Source organism: Serratia sp. (in: enterobacteria) (assembly GCF_052400455.1).
Taxonomy (GTDB): Bacteria; Pseudomonadota; Gammaproteobacteria; order Enterobacterales; family Enterobacteriaceae; genus Serratia; species Serratia ureilytica.
The window spans coordinates 1,806,249-1,823,137 of sequence record NZ_CP185812.1 but is presented as its reverse complement, the minus strand read 5'-3'; the positions used below and the strand labels follow the sequence as shown (position 1 = coordinate 1,823,137).

At 57.3% G+C, this 16,889-nt stretch carries 15 protein-coding genes; 8 read left to right on the top strand and 7 right to left on the bottom strand.

Annotation, left to right across the window (positions count from 1 at the left end; translation table 11 throughout):
* Window positions 1-82 precede the first annotated feature (82 nt).
* Both ACORQT_RS08640 and yccS read left to right on the top strand, forming a co-directional pair.
* On the top strand, window positions 83-535 hold the full coding sequence (locus tag ACORQT_RS08640) for a YccF domain-containing protein (protein ID WP_025302313.1): 453 nt from the start codon (window positions 83-85) through the stop codon (window positions 533-535).
* Window positions 536-561: 26 nt separating this feature from the next.
* Entirely contained in the window at window positions 562-2,697 is a 2,136-nt protein-coding gene (gene yccS, locus ACORQT_RS08635) for a YccS family putative transporter (RefSeq protein ID WP_182073982.1), read from the top strand.
* Window positions 2,698-2,701: 4 nt separating this feature from the next.
* Here the strand turns inward: yccS and ACORQT_RS08630 are convergent, their stop codons facing one another.
* Window positions 2,702-3,358: a TfoX/Sxy family DNA transformation protein gene (locus ACORQT_RS08630; protein ID WP_033650692.1), complete on the bottom strand. Its 657-nt coding sequence runs from the start codon at window positions 3,356-3,358 to the stop codon at window positions 2,702-2,704.
* A 243-nt stretch (window positions 3,359-3,601) separates the two neighbouring features.
* Here ACORQT_RS08630 and sulA point away from each other — a divergent pair, with 243 nt between their 5' ends.
* Window positions 3,602-4,108, top strand: a complete 507-nt coding sequence (gene sulA / locus ACORQT_RS08625; protein ID WP_033642592.1) for an SOS-induced cell division inhibitor SulA — start codon at window positions 3,602-3,604, stop codon at window positions 4,106-4,108.
* Between the two features lie 357 nt (window positions 4,109-4,465).
* Window positions 4,466-5,545 carry a porin OmpA gene (gene ompA / locus ACORQT_RS08620; protein WP_046899347.1) on the top strand — a complete coding sequence of 360 codons (1,080 nt, stop codon included), beginning with the start codon at window positions 4,466-4,468 and terminating at the stop codon, window positions 5,543-5,545.
* A gap of 100 nt (window positions 5,546-5,645) precedes the next feature.
* Here ompA and matP read toward each other — a convergent pair whose 3' ends face one another.
* Window positions 5,646-6,104: a macrodomain Ter protein MatP gene (gene matP, locus ACORQT_RS08615; RefSeq protein WP_033642591.1), complete on the bottom strand. Its 459-nt coding sequence runs from the start codon at window positions 6,102-6,104 to the stop codon at window positions 5,646-5,648.
* 210 nt (window positions 6,105-6,314) lie between these two features.
* Here matP and ACORQT_RS08610 point away from each other — a divergent pair, with 210 nt between their 5' ends.
* The 4 genes from ACORQT_RS08610 to fabF all read left to right on the top strand — a co-directional run bounded on the left by ACORQT_RS08610 (window position 6,315) and on the right by fabF (window position 10,897).
* On the top strand, window positions 6,315-8,063 hold the full coding sequence (locus ACORQT_RS08610) for an AAA family ATPase (protein WP_164057176.1): 1,749 nt from the start codon (window positions 6,315-6,317) through the stop codon (window positions 8,061-8,063).
* 68 nt (window positions 8,064-8,131) lie between these two features.
* Window positions 8,132-8,650, top strand: a complete 519-nt coding sequence (gene fabA / locus ACORQT_RS08605; protein ID WP_004928144.1) for a bifunctional 3-hydroxydecanoyl-ACP dehydratase/trans-2-decenoyl-ACP isomerase — start codon at window positions 8,132-8,134, stop codon at window positions 8,648-8,650.
* A 445-nt stretch (window positions 8,651-9,095) separates the two neighbouring features.
* A complete protein-coding gene (locus ACORQT_RS08600) occupies window positions 9,096-9,623 on the top strand; it encodes a winged helix-turn-helix transcriptional regulator (RefSeq protein ID WP_033642590.1) in 528 nt (175 codons plus the stop codon).
* A complete protein-coding gene (gene fabF / locus ACORQT_RS08595; protein ID WP_164057177.1) occupies window positions 9,620-10,897 on the top strand; it encodes a beta-ketoacyl-ACP synthase II in 1,278 nt (425 codons plus the stop codon). Before ACORQT_RS08600 ends, fabF begins: the two co-directional genes overlap by 4 nt.
* Window positions 10,898-10,961: 64 nt before the next feature.
* On the opposite strand, the gene rmf is transcribed toward fabF, so the two are convergent.
* From rmf to ACORQT_RS08570, 5 genes are all read right to left on the bottom strand, one after another.
* A complete protein-coding gene (gene rmf, locus ACORQT_RS08590) occupies window positions 10,962-11,132 on the bottom strand; it encodes a ribosome modulation factor (RefSeq protein ID WP_004928150.1) in 171 nt (56 codons plus the stop codon).
* A 270-nt stretch (window positions 11,133-11,402) separates the two neighbouring features.
* Entirely contained in the window at window positions 11,403-11,963 is a 561-nt protein-coding gene (gene pqiC / locus ACORQT_RS08585) for a membrane integrity-associated transporter subunit PqiC (RefSeq protein ID WP_033650689.1), read from the bottom strand.
* Window positions 11,960-13,606, bottom strand: coding sequence for an intermembrane transport protein PqiB (pqiB, locus tag ACORQT_RS08580; protein WP_033642587.1), 1,647 nt, complete (start codon window positions 13,604-13,606; stop codon window positions 11,960-11,962). Before pqiB ends, pqiC begins: the two co-directional genes overlap by 4 nt.
* Window positions 13,593-14,906 (bottom strand): membrane integrity-associated transporter subunit PqiA, encoded by a 1,314-nt coding sequence (gene pqiA / locus ACORQT_RS08575; protein ID WP_369825817.1) that lies wholly within the window; start codon window positions 14,904-14,906, stop codon window positions 13,593-13,595. The genes pqiB and pqiA overlap by 14 nt, the downstream gene beginning before the upstream one ends.
* A 76-nt stretch (window positions 14,907-14,982) precedes the next feature.
* The gene (locus ACORQT_RS08570; RefSeq protein ID WP_046686785.1) at window positions 14,983-16,887 is read right to left on the bottom strand and encodes an ABC transporter ATP-binding protein; all 1,905 of its coding nucleotides are present in this window, start codon (window positions 16,885-16,887) and stop codon (window positions 14,983-14,985) included.
* Window positions 16,888-16,889: the final 2 nt, after the last annotated feature.

The following is a 16,889-nucleotide window of genomic DNA, read 5'->3' as shown; positions in this document are numbered from 1 at the left end:
AAAAGGGTAGAATAGATTTTGCGTTTTTATCGTGAATACGCCCGCATCGCGGTTTGGCTATCATTAGAGCAGAATGACGTCTATGCGTACTGTACTGAATATTCTTAATTTTGTGTTGGGCGGTTTCTTCACCACGCTAGGCTGGCTTATTGCTACGGTGTTCAGCGTGCTGCTTGTCATCACACTGCCGCTTACCCGCTCCTGTTGGGAAATCACTAAGCTGTCGCTGGTGCCGTTCGGCAACGAAGCGATACACGTCGATGAACTGTATCCGGAAAAAAGCAATGCGCTGCTCTCCGCCGGCGGCTCACTGCTCAACATTATCTGGCTGGTGCTGTTCGGCTGGTGGCTGTGTCTGTCACACATCGCCGCCGGTATCGTGCAATGCGTTTCAATCATCGGCATTCCGGTCGGCATCGCCAATTTCAAAATAGCCGCCATCGCGCTGTGGCCGGTGGGACGCCGCGTCGTCTCGGTAGAAATGGCTCAGCAAGCCCGTATTGAGAATGCTCGCCGCCACTATCAACAGCGTTAATTTTTTCTCCGTTTGAGGAGTTTTTCGTGCTCTCTTTTGCACCCGCAGTTCGTCGTTATACTTACAACAGCAACCTGCTGTATCACTTGCGCATCCTCATTGCGCTGATCGGCACCACCGCCGTTCCCTGGTGGCTCGGCATTCCCAAGCTGACTATCCCGTTAACGCTGGGCGTGGTGGCAGCCGCCCTGACTGATTTGGACGACCGCCTGGCCGGCAGATTACGCAATCTGCTGATCACGTTGGTATGCTTCTTTATTGCTTCCGCCTCGATTGAGCTGCTGTTTCCCTACCCTTGGTTGTTCGCGCTTGGCTTAACCACCTCGACCTGCGGTTTTATCCTGCTGGGCGCCTTGGGGCAACGTTACGCCACCATCGCCTTCGGTGCGCTGCTGATCGCGGTTTACACCATGCTCGGCACTTCCATGTACGATGCCTGGTATCAGCAACCGCTGCTGCTGGTGATCGGTGCATTGTGGTACAACCTGCTGACGCTGGCGGGCCACCTGCTGTTCCCGATCCGACCGCTGCAAGAAAACCTGGCGCGCTGTTACGATCAACTGGCCAATTATCTGGACGCCAAAGCCAACCTGTTCGATCCCGACGCCGAACGCGACGCCGATCTGCCATGGATGGACGTCGCAATGGCCAACAGCGCGTTGGTCGCGTTACTCAACCAGACCAAAGCCTCGTTATTGACACGCCTGAAAGGCGATCGCGGCCAGCGCGGCACCCGTCGCACCTTGCACTACTATTTTGTCGCGCAGGATATCCACGAACGCGCCAGTTCTTCTCACGTTCAATACCCTGCGCTCAGCCGGCAATTCCGTCACAGCGACATTTTGTTCCGCTTCCAGCGTTTGCTGAGTATGCAGGCGCGCGCCTGCCGCCAGCTGGCGCAATCTATCCTGCTGCGGCAAAAGTACCAGCACAACCCGCGTTTTGAGCCGGCTTTCAGCCGCATTCAGGAGGCGTTGGCGCGCATCGCCGAAACCCAAGGCAATAGCGAACAGACCAAGGCGCTGGCGCATCTGCTGAAAAACCTGCATGCGATAGATGCGCAGTTGGCCAATATCGAGTCCGAGCAAACGCTGGCGAGCGGACAAGCGGAAGAGAACAGCCTGGCCGACGATCGTTTGACCGGTTGGAGCGACATCCGGCTGCGCATCAGCCGCCATTTAACGCCGCAGTCGGCCCTGTTCCGCCATGCGATCCGCATGTCGGTGGTGCTGTGCGTCGGTTACGCCTTTATCCAGTTCACCGGTATGCAGCACGGTTACTGGATCCTGCTGACCAGCCTGTTCGTCTGCCAACCGAACTACAACGCCACCCGCCGGCGCCTGGCACTGCGCATCATCGGCACTCTGGCAGGTATCCTGATCGGCCTGCCAATCCTCTATTTCGTGCCTTCCGTAGAAGGGCAACTGGTGTTGATCGTCATCACCGGCGTCCTATTCTTCGCTTTCCGCACCGTGCAATATGCCCACGCGACGATGTTCATCACGCTGCTGGTGTTGCTGTGCTTCAACCTGTTGGGTGAAGGATTCGAAGTGGCCGCCCCGCGCGTTTACGATACCTTGCTGGGCTGCGCCATCGCCTGGGCGGCCGTCAGCTTCATCTGGCCAGACTGGAAGTTCCGCCAACTGCCGGCGGTGGTGGATAAAACGCTGAATGCCAACTGCCGCTATCTGGACGCCATTTTGGTGCAATATCATCAAGGTAAGGATAACGGCCTCGCTTACCGCATCGCACGACGAGATGCCCATAACAGCGATGCGGAACTGGCTTCGGTCATCTCCAACATGTCAGCCGATCCCAAGGCCGACAAAGCGCTGCAGGAAGCCGCCTTCCGCTTGCTCTGTCTGAACCACACGCTCCTGAGCTATATCTCCGCATTGGGGGCGCACCGCGAGCGGCTGAACACCCCGGCCACGCTCGATCTGCTCAATGACGCCGTGTGTTACGTGGACGGCGCCCTGCATCAGGAAGAACGGAACAGCCAGCGCATTGCGCAGGCGTTGGAACAGCTGGCGGAGCGCATCAGCAAAGCCGTTCCGGAACCTGAAAGCAAAGAACAATTGGTCTTGCAGCAGGTGGGATTGGTGCTCGAACTGCTGCCGGAGCTCACCGCGCTGCATGCCCAAATCAATAAGGCAGCCTAACTATTCAGGGCCCGTTCGATGGGCCCTGAATAACCGGCTCATGCCCATGGCGGCGCATCGCCATCGTATGATCGAACCAACGCACTAACTCGCTGCGTAATTCGGCCGGCAACGCCGCCTGATGATAACCGGCTATCGCCCCGCCCAGCGACAGCAGCACTCGTAGCCCCAAATTAGTCTGCTGTTTCAATAAACGGAGATAGCTGCGTTTGGCGCCATGCAGCCGCAGGTCATAAGCGTTGCGAATGCCCGCTCGCCACAGCAGACGTTCCATATTGACGTCAATATTCGGCAATGCCTTCAGTCGGCCGTGATCGCCAGCCTTAAGCCGCTGCTCCCGGCGCGCCTCCCTGACAGCTTGCCAGGCCAGCCCCACCAGCTCGTTGCGTTCCCGCCACAGCGACTCGTCAACCCAGTAATAACGCAAGGTAATGGGCACACCGCGTTTGGAATAGACCATATTGACCATTCCGCGGGCGCGAAAGGCGGGTTCCATGCTTGCCGTAGCTCGCAAATACAGCTCACCCTCCGCTATCACCGCAAACATGACGCCCTCAGCCAGCAGACCGTAACCGCCGAACTGCGACCGAGTCGTGATGGCCCCCAATGCCGCAAAGCAATTTTTAGCCTGCGCGATTCTTCTCGTCGACATCCTTTTCATAGCGTTCCTCCTTTTTAGGTTCTGGCCTTTAGGTTCTGGCCGTATTATTTCTCTCATCAATGAAAAAAGTAACGTGAACAACTAATTAGAAAAATACGCACTATCCGTCCGCCTGCCAATCACAAAAACCGTCGGTACAAAAAATGATCGCAATTATGCGAGCCGCTACGAAAATTTGGGTTGATCTTATCCTAAATCAGGGATACTGTACAAACATACAGTAACACGACGGGCGGGAACTTTATGCGTACTCAATCACTCTACCAACCTCATTTCGGCCATGGCTCTTATACAACGCGCAATGTTGCGAAGAACACGGATGTCGGCAAAGAGAATGGCTTGATCAGTGAACTTGTTTACAACGAACGCCAGCCCGCAGTGGCTCAACTGCTGTTGCCCCTGCTGCAGCAACTGGGCAAGCAGTCTCGCTGGCTTCTGTGGCTCACGCCGCAGCAAAAATTAAGCAAACAATGGCTGCAGCAATCCGGCCTGCCGGTGGATAAAGTGGTGCAATTGAGCCAGATCAGCCCGGTGAATACGGTTGAGGCAATGGAAAAAGCGCTGCAAACGGGGAATTACAGCGTGGTTCTCGGCTGGTTGCCCGAGCTAACGGAGGAGGATCGTCTAAAATTAAGACGTGCGGCAGAATTGGGTAACGCATACGGGTTTATCATGCGTCCACAACGTGACATTAGCCCGACTCACGGACAGTGTTCTACCCTAAAAATTCACTCTTCTTTGTATCATTAAGTAAATTTAGGATTTTTCCCATCATTTTCGCACCCCGTAAAGGGAACCTTTGCGGGATAAGGCAAAAAGCTAGTCCAGCCGCGGTTTGGCAAGGGAAAACGCCCTGTTGATCGCCGTTTTTTTGAGCTGAGAATGTTAGCAAATATGTACGATTCTGCGTTTTTTTTTAGAGCCTTATCACATCACACTTGTAACTTTCGCGCCACGTTGTAGACTTTACATCGCCAAGGTTGCTCTATAACGTCAGAAAAACTGGCGAGTAACAAACGAGGGCTTAAACCTTGGCGAAGGAATTTAACCAAGGGCTTAAAACAGCTTTAAAGCTCATTGCCTATTTGGATGATAACGAGGCGCAAAATGAAAAAGACAGCTATCGCATTAGCAGTGGCACTGGCAGGTTTCGCTACCGTAGCGCAAGCCGCTCCAAAAGATAACACCTGGTACACCGGTGCTAAACTGGGTTGGTCCCAGTACCATGACGTTGGCTTCTACGGCAACGGTTACCAGAACGGTATCGGCAACGGCCCAACCCACAAAGATCAGCTGGGTGCAGGCGCGTTCCTGGGCTACCAGGCAAACCAATACCTGGGCTTCGAACTGGGCTATGACTGGCTTGGCCGTATGCCTTACAAAGGCAGCGTGAACAACGGTGCTTTCAAAGCGCAGGGCGTTCAACTGGCCGCTAAACTGAGCTACCCAATTGCTGACGATCTGGACATCTACACTCGTCTGGGTGGTATGGTATGGCGCGCAGACTCCAAAGCTAACTACGGCAACGGCACTCGCCTGAGCGACCACGACACCGGCGTTTCTCCGCTGGCTGCTGTTGGTGTTGAATACGCACTGACCAAAAACTGGGCTACTCGCCTGGACTACCAGTTCGTAAGCAACATCGGTGATGCAGGTACCGTTGGTGCGCGTCCAGACAACACCATGCTGAGCCTGGGCGTTTCTTACCGCTTCGGTCAGGATGACGTAGTTGCTCCAGTTGCTCCAGCTCCAGCTCCGGCTCCAGTTGTTGAAACCAAGCGTTTCACTCTGAAGTCTGACGTGCTGTTCAACTTCAACAAAGCAACTCTGAAGCCACAAGGTCAGCAGGCTCTGGATCAGCTGTACACCCAGCTGAGCTCCATGGATCCTAAAGACGGTTCCGTAGTGGTTCTGGGTTACACCGATGCAGTAGGTTCCGCTCAGTACAACCAGAAACTGTCTGAAAAACGTGCACAAAGCGTTGTTGACTACCTGGTCTCCAAAGGCATCCCGTCAGACAAAATCTCTGCACGTGGCATGGGCAAAGCTGATCCAGTTACTGGCAACACCTGTGGCTACAAAGCTGGTCGCGCTACCAAAGCTCAGATCGAATGCCTGGCACCAGATCGTCGCGTAGAGATCGAAGTTAAAGGTATCAAAGACGTTGTAACTCAGCCTCAGGGCTAAGTTTACTCGCCTAATAAAAAACCCCGCAATGCGGGGTTTTTTTCGTCCTGTTTTTGTCAGAGCATTCAAGACCTGGTGCAACGAAGGCGCTCTGCCCCGTTTACTTAGGTTCTTTGCCGAGAATCGCCTTCAGGTCTTCTTTCAACGACGACATCTGATTCGCATACTTCTCTTTGCGCTCAGCATCTTCGATAAGCTGCACGACGGTTTCCGACAGCGTCACACCGCGACGACGCGCCAGGGCAGCCAAGCGTTGCCAAACCAAAAACTCCAGATCGATAGATTTTTTACGCGTATGCTGGTGTTCTGCGTTAAAATGACGTTTGCGGCGGGCGCGGATCGTTTGTTTCATCCGGTTATCCAGATCCGGATTCATATGAGCGGCAATCCATGCAAGTACCTTTACCGGCTCATTTTCCAGCTTCAGCAGCTCGTTAACCGCTTCCTGAGCAGCGCTGTTTTCAATGTAGCGGGTAATGAGTTCCCCTTCCCGGTGCTTCTTCACCAGGTACTTCCATTTCCAACCGCTCTCCAGATTTTCCAGTTGCTGATATTTCATCTTGAGCTCTTCAGTGACCGCGTAACTTCAAATAAGCATAACAGCTTTACGCCGAATTTCCCCGGCAATTAAGCCGTCTTTTAGACTGTTTTTTGCACAGTCATCGCGCGATGTCAAACTCCCTGATGCCAACTGGCACTCCACATGTATCAAGCTGCCGTTATTCTTGTATAATCGCCCTTTCCCTTTTTAACGATTGCATCTAACACTTTGACCAATAACCGACTTGAATGGCAATCTTTATTGCCGGACGTAACGCCTTATCAGGCGATATTTGATACCGCCGCTCAGTTGGCACCCGTGCCCTTTTCCGCCATTCAGCCTCGGCTGGAAAATGCCCTGACGCTATTTTGTCACCCCCAATCGCCACCGCGATTCATGCTGTTGAAAGCGCAAGAAACGCGAGAATACCTGGAACTGATCGCTAACGCCGTCAAACCACTGCTGCCGCAAAACACGGCATGCCTCGGCAGCCACTATGTCATTCAGGATGGCAAGGTCAGCGTAGAGCCTGCCAGCCATGGCGATGAACCTTTCGCTGCCGGCGGTGCCTGCGTGTTCGAAGAGTGGATTGAACCGGAGCAGCTGTTTGGTTGCGTGCGGATCCACAATGGCGACATCACTCTGCAGCCCGGCCTGGTGCACCAGGCCAACGGCGGTATTCTGATCCTGTCAGCCCGGGCGCTGCTGGCCCAGCCGTTGCTATGGCTACGGTTGAAGCAAATGATCGGCCAGCGTCAGTTCCATTGGGTTTCGCCTGACGAAACCCGCCCGCTGCCGGTCGCCATTCCGCCGATGCCGCTGGATCTGCGGCTGATTGTAGTCGGCGACCGCCACGGCCTGGCCGATTTCCACGATATCGAGCCAGAACTGAGTGAACAAGCGGTCTATGGCGAATATGAAGACGATCTGCAACTGACTGAAGTTGATGATATGGCGCAGTGGTGCGGCTACGTCAACGGTGTGATCGCCGAGCGGCAGTTACCGATGTTGGCGGCCGATGCCTGGCTGCCGCTGATCGTTCAGGCGGTGCGTTATAGTGGCGATCAGGGCATCCTGCCACTCTCTCCGGTTTGGCTTGGGCAGCAGTTGTCCGAAGCTGCACTGTACGCCGAAAAAGACCGCATTACGGCCAAAGCGTTTGAAGCGGCATTGAATGCCCGCGAATGGCGTGAAAGCTATCTCGCCGAGCGTATGCAGGATGAGATCGAACTGGGTCAGATCCTGATCGAGACCGAGGGTGAAGTGGTTGGGCAAATCAACGGCCTGTCAGTCCTGGATTATCCCGGCCACCCACGCAGCTTCGGCGAACCATCGCGCATCAGTTGCGTTGTGCATCTCGGCGACGGTGAATTTACCGACGTCGAACGCAAGGCCGAGCTGGGCGGCAACCTGCACGCTAAAGGCATGATGATCATGCAAGCGTTCGTGATCGCCGAACTGGATCTGGATCAGCAGTTGCCCTTCTCCGCCTCGATCGTTTTTGAGCAATCTTACGGTGAAGTGGACGGCGACAGCGCCTCGCTGGCTGAACTGTGCGCCCTGATCAGCGCCCTGTCACAACAGCCGATCACACAACAGATCGCCGTCACCGGCTCCGTTGACCAATTCGGCAACGTACAGCCGATAGGGGGCGTTAACGAAAAGGTCGAAGGTTTCTTCGAGGTTTGTTTACGCCGAGGCCTGACGGGCAAACAGGGCGTCATACTGCCCGTGACCAACGTGCGCCACCTGTGCCTGCGTCAGGATGTCGTTGACGCGGTGCGCGAGGGGCAATTCCACCTGTGGGCGGTAGAGAGCGCGGCGGAAGCCTTGCCTTTGCTCACCGGTTGCCTCTACTCTGACGAACAACAGCCGAATTTGTTGGCGGCCATTCAGGAACGGATTGCGCAGGTGAGCCTGCAGGAACGCCGCCGTCCATGGCCGCTACGCTGGCTCAACTGGTTCAACCACGGCTGATCGGACTTGTTCAGCGTACACGTGTTAGCTAACCTGCGTCCTTCATTAAAATAAGGCTTACTGAGAACATGGTAGATAAACGCGATTCCTATACGAAAGAAGACCTCGAAGCATCCGGCCGCGGCGAGCTGTTCGGCGCCGGTGGCCCACCGTTGCCGGCGGGTAACATGTTGATGATGGACCGCGTGGTCAAAATGACCGAAGACGGCGGGACTCACAACAAAGGTTATGTGGAAGCGGAGCTGGATATTAATCCGGACCTATGGTTCTTCGGTTGCCACTTTATCGGCGATCCGGTCATGCCGGGCTGCCTGGGCCTGGATGCGATGTGGCAACTGGTCGGTTTCTACCTCGGTTGGCTCGGTGGCGAAGGCAAAGGCCGCGCGCTGGGCGTCGGTGAAGTCAAGTTCACCGGCCAGGTGCTGCCGACCGCGAAAAAGGTAACCTATCGTATTAACTTCAAACGCGTCATCACCCGCAAGCTGATCATGGGCGTCGCCGATGGCGAAGTGCTGGTTGACGGTGAAGTGATCTATACCGCCACCGATCTGAAAGTGGGCCTGTTCAAAGATACCACCGCGTTCTAATCACGCTGACGAGAAGGCGGCCACCGCCTTCTCTTCTAACGCTCTTCGCATGCCGTCATGTTCGACGTGATGGCATTTCTTTCTCTTATCCTTTCCCGGCCTTTCAAAGACTCCCGCCCCTCTTTTTAGCCGCCGTTAGCATCATCTTATTATTCAGTTCTCATCAAAGAGGATTAGGGCCGATAGCGAAAATGCGCTGTTGGGCGATATGAAGACGTTGGGTGCTCCTTATTTCATCGCCCGACACCGAAATGTCTTCCGCCACAGCTCTCTGTCCTATGCTTACCCGAAGCGGCCAAAGCAACAGGCAGCCTGAAAGGCGGCCTCCCTCAATACCCGCATCAGTGCGATAGCGGTTTTTTGCGTCCGGTTATTCTCTTGCCCCTCAAGATCCTCTAACATGACTAGCATAGTAACTACAATTATTGTACTTAGTGAGGAAGGTATGCAAAAAACCCGCTTTAGCGACGCGCCTTGCCCCGTAGCGCGTGCATTGGATCGCGTGGGGGAATGGTGGAGCATCCTGATCCTTCGCGATGCTTTTCAGGGGCTGTCCCGGTTCGACGAATTCCAACAAAGTCTGGGGATGTCACCCACGCTACTGGCGCGTCGCCTGAAGGATTTGGTGGCCCACGGCATTCTGTATAAAGAACGTTATCAAACGCGGCCGGTGCGCTATCACTACCTGCTTACTGAGCGCGGCAACGATTTTCTCCCGGTGTTGGCGGCGCTCTCACAATGGGGCAACAATCATCTGACCGACGGGGACGTTAGCGCCCTGTTGGTCGACGGACGTAACGATCGGCCGATCCAAGTCCAGTTGGTCAATCGTGATACCCAACAGCCGGTGCCGCCGCAGTTCATTACGCTGGCGCCAGGGCCGGCGGCAAGCGACGGCATACATCAACGCGCCGAACTGATGCGGCAGCGGCGCCTCGCCGATTTACCCGAATTTACCAAGGAGCCATCATGAGCAATCGTCGTATCGTCATTACCGGCATGGGCGCCGTTTCACCGCTAGGGTGCGGTGTTGAAGCCATCTGGCAACGTTTGTTAAAAGGAGAATCCGGCATTCGAGCGTTGCCTGACGAGATCGTTGCAGATTTACAGGTCAAGGTCGGAGGACAGGTCCCGGCGCTGGCGCAAGATGCTGAAGCGGGCTTCAACCCCGACGCCTCCGTCGCCCCCAAGGACCAAAAGAAAATGGACCGCTTTATCCTGTTTGCTATGGCGGCGGCGGACGAAGCCATTCGTCAGGCCGGCTGGATAGCCGATACGGACGAAAAACAAGAGCGCACAGCCACCGTCATTGCCTCGGGTATTGGCGGTTTCCCGGCGATTGCCCAAGCGGTGCGCACAACCGACAGCCGCGGTGCCAAGCGGCTGTCGCCGTTCACCATCCCCTCATTCCTGGTCAATCTGGCGGCCGGCCACGTTTCAATCAAACACCACTTCAAGGGGCCGATTGGCGCGCCGGTCACCGCCTGTGCCGCCGGCGTGCAAGCCATTGGCGACGCAGTGCGTATGATCCGCAATGATGAAGCCGATATCGCCGTGTGCGGCGGTACCGAAGCCGCTATAGATACCGTCAGCCTGGGCGGGTTCGCCGCCGCGCGCGCCATGTCCACCGCTCCGGCCGAATTGGCGCAACATGCCTCTCGGCCCTTCGACAGCGCCCGGGACGGATTTGTCATGGGGGAAGGCGCCGGCATGCTGGTCATTGAAACGCTGGAACACGCGCTGGCGCGCGGCGCCACCCCGCTCGCGGAAATCGTCGGCTATGGCACCAGCGCCGACGCCTACCATATGACATCCGGCGCTGAAGACGGCAACGGCGCCTATCGGGCGATGAAAATCGCGTTGAAGCAGGCGAACGTCGTTCCCGAGGAGGTACAGCATTTAAATGCGCACGCGACGTCGACACCCGTAGGGGATTTGGGCGAAATCAACGCCATCAAACACCTGTTTGGCACGGCCGGGACTGTCGCCGTGACCTCAACAAAATCAGCGACCGGGCACCTGCTGGGCGCCGCTGGCGGGCTGGAAACCATCTTTACCGCCTTGGCTCTGCGCGATCAGATAGCCCCTGCCACGCTAAATCTGGATAACCCCGACCCGGCGGCGGCAGGTTTGCATCTGGTCGCGAAACAGGCGGAATCGATGAACATGACCTACGCCTTATCAAACGGCTTCGGCTTTGGCGGCGTGAATGCGAGTATTTTGTTGAAACGCTGGCGGGATGAATAAGCGCCTGAAACAAAAACCTCCGCCAAGGGGCGGAGGTTATTCCTTTTATTTGACAGGGAGCCGCTTAAGCGGTCACAGCCCTGTCTTCCATGGCTTCTCGCCAACCTCCCAGCCATTGAGACCGGGCGTCCACTGATGATTGGTAGGGACAATGTTCCCTGGAACGCCCTAAAATACCTGCCTGATACCCTCTCGAATGCGCCCTTTCCAGACGATCGCGTTTCTGTCTCTTCATGCCTCGTTTCCCTCATTTTGGTCTGGTGGAAAGAAAACAATGGCTGCTTTTTGCGCAGCCACGAGTAATCAATAGCGCTAAAAGAAGAGAAGATCAATGCGCAAAATTCACGCCAATGTCATATTTGTGAGCTACGCCCGAGGAAAATGCTAAGTGGCTGATCTGCAGGGGAAGGGGTTAACCAATTGAAATAAAATAGAAATCCCTGCCAGCGAGAAAAAACGACTTTTCACGCCGACAGGGATTAGACGATTTTAGACCAAATTATGACTAAATGCCGCCCATCTGTGCTGCGATAGCCTGGGCTTCCTGCTGCCACCCCTGCGCCAGAGTGCGCACCAGGGCATCATAGCCGTCTTCACCCTGTTTCAGCTCCAGGTTGAAAGGCCTTTTGATCAAACGCCCCTGGCGGTTCAGCACCCACTCGCCGCGAATGATCGCTTTCCCGTCAAAGCGGCCGTGGAAGCCGCTGATGGTCACGTTCAGCACATCCTGATCGCTGCTCATCGGCTGCGAAGAGACCACCCACCCCGGCAGCGCGCTGCTCAGGTTGGTGACCAGCGTTTGCTGCAGCTGCTGATCGAGCGGGCTGGCCCACAGGTTGTTCTGGGCTATCACATACTGCACGTCGTTGGTCTGATACACCACGCCGCTCTGCGCCAGATAATCCGCCACGCTCACGTGCTCCAGCCACAGCTGGCGCGTGGAGGCGGCGCTGCTGCCGGCCACGGCCGGCGCGCCCAGCGCCGGCAACTGATAGTAAGTCTTCTGAGGCGAACTGCTGCAGGCGCTGAGCAACAGCGCCAGGGCTACCGGGATCCATTTCATCATTTCGTGGCCTTCTTCGGCTGAGGGTCATTGCTGCCGGCGGCTTCAAACACCAGCGCGTTGCTCTTCTCATTCAGGGTGCGCAACACCGGTTGCAGCTCACGCAAGACCTGATCGAGGCGCTGCATGTCGCCCACCATCTTGTTGTAAGCCGGTGAACCAGGCTGGAACCCTTTCATGCTGCGGTTCAGCTCCAGCAGCGTTTTCTGCATGTCCTGCGGCAGCGCCTGCATCTCTTTGCTGGCGATGATGTCGTTCAACGACTTCATGGTCTGCTGCGTCGACTTCATGGTTTTCTGGCTTTCCGCCAGCGTCTTGGTCGCTTCGCTGATCATCGGATTGATCGGCATCGAATTAATCTTATCCAACGTCTGCATCAGTTTCTGCTGGATCTGCGCCAGACCGCCGCTGGTGGTCGGCATCAGCGGATAACCAAACAGCTCGCGCGGCCCTTTCCACGGTTTTTCCTGCGGATAGAAGTCGAGATCGATGTACAGCGAACCGGTCAGCAGGTTGGCGGACTTCATCGAGGCGCGCATGCCGCGGGATTCCGCATCTTTCAAGTGCCCTTCAATATCAAAGTTGCCGCCCAGCTGTTTCTGGAAGCGATCCGGCTCGATGCGGATCAGCACCGGAATGCGGTAGTCGTTATCCAGACGCTGCGCCATGCCGTCTTTATAGAACGGCACCTGCGCCACCGTCCCCAGACGGATGCCGCGGAACTCGACCGGCGCGCCCGGCTGCAGGCCGCGTACCGAATCGGAGAAGAACAGCAGGTAGTCTTTATGCACGGTATACAGCGAATCCTGCGTGCTGCGCTGGTTGTCGAACAGCCGGTACTCCGCTTTCTCTTTCGCCTGTTCGCCGCGATCCCAGCCGTCCGGCACATCGAAGCTGACGCCGCCGCTAAACAGCGTGGTCAACGAGCCCATCTCCACCCGCATGCCCTGTGCCGACATGTCAAACGCCACGCCGCTGTCTTTCCAGAAGCGCACGTTGGTGGTGACCAACTGATCGTAAGGCGCGGTGATGAACAGCTGATAGCGCATGGCGCGCTCTTTAGGGTCGAAGTAGCTGGTTTCCACCGACCCGACGCGATAGCCGCGGAACAGCACCGGATCGCCGGCGTTGAGCTGGCCTGACTTCTCGCTGTCCAGCACGATGCGCAACCCTTTGGCGTCCGGGGAAGCCAGCGGCGGCGCATCGAGCAGCTGATAGTTGTCTTTGCCGTCTTTGCCTTTGTTGCCCGGCTGCAGTTCGATATAGGCGCCGGAGAGCAGCGTGCCCAGCCCGGAGACCCCTTCACGGCCGATCTGCGGCTTCACCACCCAGAAGGCGGAATCCTGGCGCAGCAATTTCTCCATGCCGGAATTGAGACGCGCCTGCACCATCACCTTGCTCAGGTCATCGCTCAACGTGACGGTTTCCACCACGCCGACGTCAACGCTGCGGCTTTTGATTTTGGTTTTACCCGCTTCCAGCCCTTCCGCCGTCGTGGTCACCAGCGTCACCACCGGCCCCTGATGGCTGAAGTGGTAAAACAGGATCCAGGCGCCGATCAGCGCGGTCACGATGGGAATGATCCACACCGGCGACCAGCGTTTGATCTTCTCGACGTCCGCGACGCTATGATTATTTTCCGTCACCTTGCGGCTCCTTGTTTATTGTTTCACTTGCGCGATCCCAGGTCAGCCGGGGATCAAATGTCATGGCGGCGAACATGGTGAGGATCACCACCAGCGCGAACAGCACGGCGCCCGTCGCGGGATAAATGCTCATCAACTGCCCCATTCGCACCAACGCCGACAACACGGCGATCACAAACACGTCGATCATTGACCAACGACCAACGAATTCGACCACTTCATAAATCAGATGCATACGCTCGCTGTCGGCGCGCGGTTTCTTCCTGCCGTTCGCATCCCAGCACAGCCAACCGATCGCCAACATTTTCAGCGACGGCACCATGATACTGGCGATGAAAATCACCATCGCTACCGGATAAGAGCCGTCCCCCCACAGCAGGATCACCCCCGCCATGATGGTGGAATTCATCTTGTTACCCAGCGCCTCGGTCACCATGATGGGCATCAGGTTGGCCGGAATATACAGCATGACAGAGGTCACCAGCAGCGCCAGCGTCCACTGCAGGCTGTGGCGGCGACGCACGTAGCCCTTGGTGTGGCAGCGCGGGCAGCGCACCTGATCGGCCGGCAGGATCGCCGTGCAGCACGCGCAGGAGCGCACGCCCTGGCGCATGCCGGTGCGCCCCACCGTCAGCGGGCGATTAAGCCGCGGCGCCGGTTCGATATCCTGCCACAGCCAGCGCCGATCCACGCACTGGAAAGCGCGCACCTGCAGCAGACAGAACAGGCAGTAAGGCACGAAGCTGCTGCCGATGCCGATGTCGCCGTAGGCCATCAGCTTGACGAAGCTGACCAGCACCCCGGCGAGGAAAATTTCCACCATGCACCAGGTCTTGAACTGGAACAGCACCCGGGCCATCCACTCTTTGAGACCCAGCGGCAAGCGCACCCTGGCGCACAGCAGGATGATCGCCACCATGCAAAACGCCGGGATCAGCTGCACGAACACCATAAACAAGGTGGCCATGCTGGCGTAGTCTTCCGCCACCATGACTTCCGGGATTTGGATCAGCCGGATTTCGTTGCCGAGGCCGGCGACGCGCATGTTGATAAACGGGAAAATGTTGGCCAGCACCAGCATGAACAAGGCGCTGAGCGCGTAACCGATCGGCCGCTTGCGCGGCTCGTCCCAGCGGGCGCTGAGCGTGGTTTTGCAGCGCGGGCATACCGCTTTGCTGCCATAGGCCAGCGGCGGCAGCGCCACCAGCATGTCGCACTGCGGGCACAGCATCAGGTTATCCTGCTGCGCCGCCGAGGGTGCGGAATGACTATGCTGCTGATGATTGTTGTGGGAACACACCATATTCCTCCTAAATAACGTTGCTCACCGGCACGTCGATACCGCCCGCAGCAGCGCGCGGGCGGTATCGCAACGGTCAGCCGTTTTTCATCGCTTCCAGCTCTTCCCAGCGGGCGAAGGCCTGCTCGAGCGCCTGCTCGGCGTTAGCCAACGCCGTCAGCACTTCTTGCGTTTCGCTGTGCGGCCGCGTGAAGAAGTCGGCATCGCTCATCTGCGCCTGCAGCGCTTCGATTTCCGCTTCCAGCTGTTCGAGCCGCTGCGGCAGCTGTTCCAGTTCGCGCAGCAGGTTGTAACTCAGCTTGGCCGCCGCTTTCTTCGGCTGTTCGGCCTTTTTCTCCGCCGCCGGTTTGCTCGCGCTCGGCGCCGCCTGACGAATCGGTTTCGCTGTCGCGCGCTGGTGATGCGCATCGTAGTAACCGCCGACGAAGGCGTTGATCACGCCATTGCCTTCGAAGATCCAGCACTCGGTCACCGAGTTGTCGACGAACTGACGATCGTGACTGACCAGCAACACAGTGCCCTGATAGCCGTCGATCAGCTCTTCCAGCAGCTCCAGCGTTTCGACGTCGAGATCGTTGGTTGGTTCATCGAGGATCAGCAGATTGCTCGGTTTCAGAAACAGCTTAGCCAACAGCAAGCGGTTACGCTCACCGCCCGACAGCGCCTTCACCGGCGTCATCGCGCGTTTCGGGTGGAACAGGAAGTCCTGCAGGTAGCCCAGCACGTGGCGAGGACGGCCGTTGACCATCACTTCCTGCTTGCCTTCCGCCAGGTTGTCCATCACCGTGCGCTCCGGATCGAGATCGGCGCGGTGCTGGTCGAAATAGGCCACTTCCAGCTTGGTGCCGCAGTGCACGCGGCCGCTGTCGGCTTTCAGCTGACCGAGCATCAGTTTCAGCAGCGTGGTTTTGCCGCAGCCGTTCGGCCCCACCAGCGCAATCTTGTCGCCGCGCTGCACCTGGGCGGAGAAACCGCGCACCAGCACCTTTTCGCCAACCTGATAATTGACGTCTTCCAGCTCGAATACGATTTTGCCGGAGCGGGTCGCCTCTTCCACCTGCATCTTGGCGGTGCCCATCACTTCACGGCGCTCTGAACGCTCGACGCGCAGCGCCTTCAGCGCGCGCACGCGGCCCTCGTTGCGGGTGCGGCGCGCCTTGATGCCTTGACGGATCCAGACCTCTTCCTGCGCCAGCTTGCGGTCGAACTCGGCGTTTTGCAGCTCTTCCACCCGCAGCGCTTCTTCTTTGCTCTGCAGGTACAGATCGTAGTTGCCCGGCCAGGAAACCAGCTTGCCGCGATCCAGATCGACGATGCGCGTCGCCATGTTGCGGATAAACGAACGGTCGTGCGAGATGAAGACGATGCTACCGTCGAACTCTTTCAGGAAACCTTCCAGCCAGTCGATGGTTTCGATATCCAGGTGGTTGGTCGGTTCGTCGAGCAACAAAACGCGCGGCGAGCTCACCAACGCGCGGCCCAGCGCCGCTTTGCGCAGCCAGCCGCCGGACAGCGAGGAAAGCTCTGCGTCGCCGTTCAGCCCCAGCTGCAGCAGCACTTCGCTGATGCGGCTGTCGAGCTGCCACAGCCCCTGGTGATCGAGGATCTCCATGATTTGCGCCATGCGCGCCAGGTTTTTCTCGCTCGGGTCGCTTTCCACCAGGTGGGAGATCGCGTGATACGCCTTCAGGTGTTCCGCCTGCTCCGCGACGCCTTCCGCCACGAAATCGAACACGCTGCCGCCGATATTGCGCGGCGGATCCTGTTGCAGACGCGCCACGATCAGATCCTGTTCGTAGATCACCCGGCCGTCGTCCAGCGGGATCTCTTTGCCGAGGATTTTCAGCAGCGTGGATTTGCCGGCGCCGTTGCGCCCGACCAGACACACGCGCTCGTTGTCTTCGATATGAATTTCGGTGTTGTCTAACAATGGCGCATCGCTGAAAGAGAGCCAGGCGCCGGACATGCTGATTAACGACATAG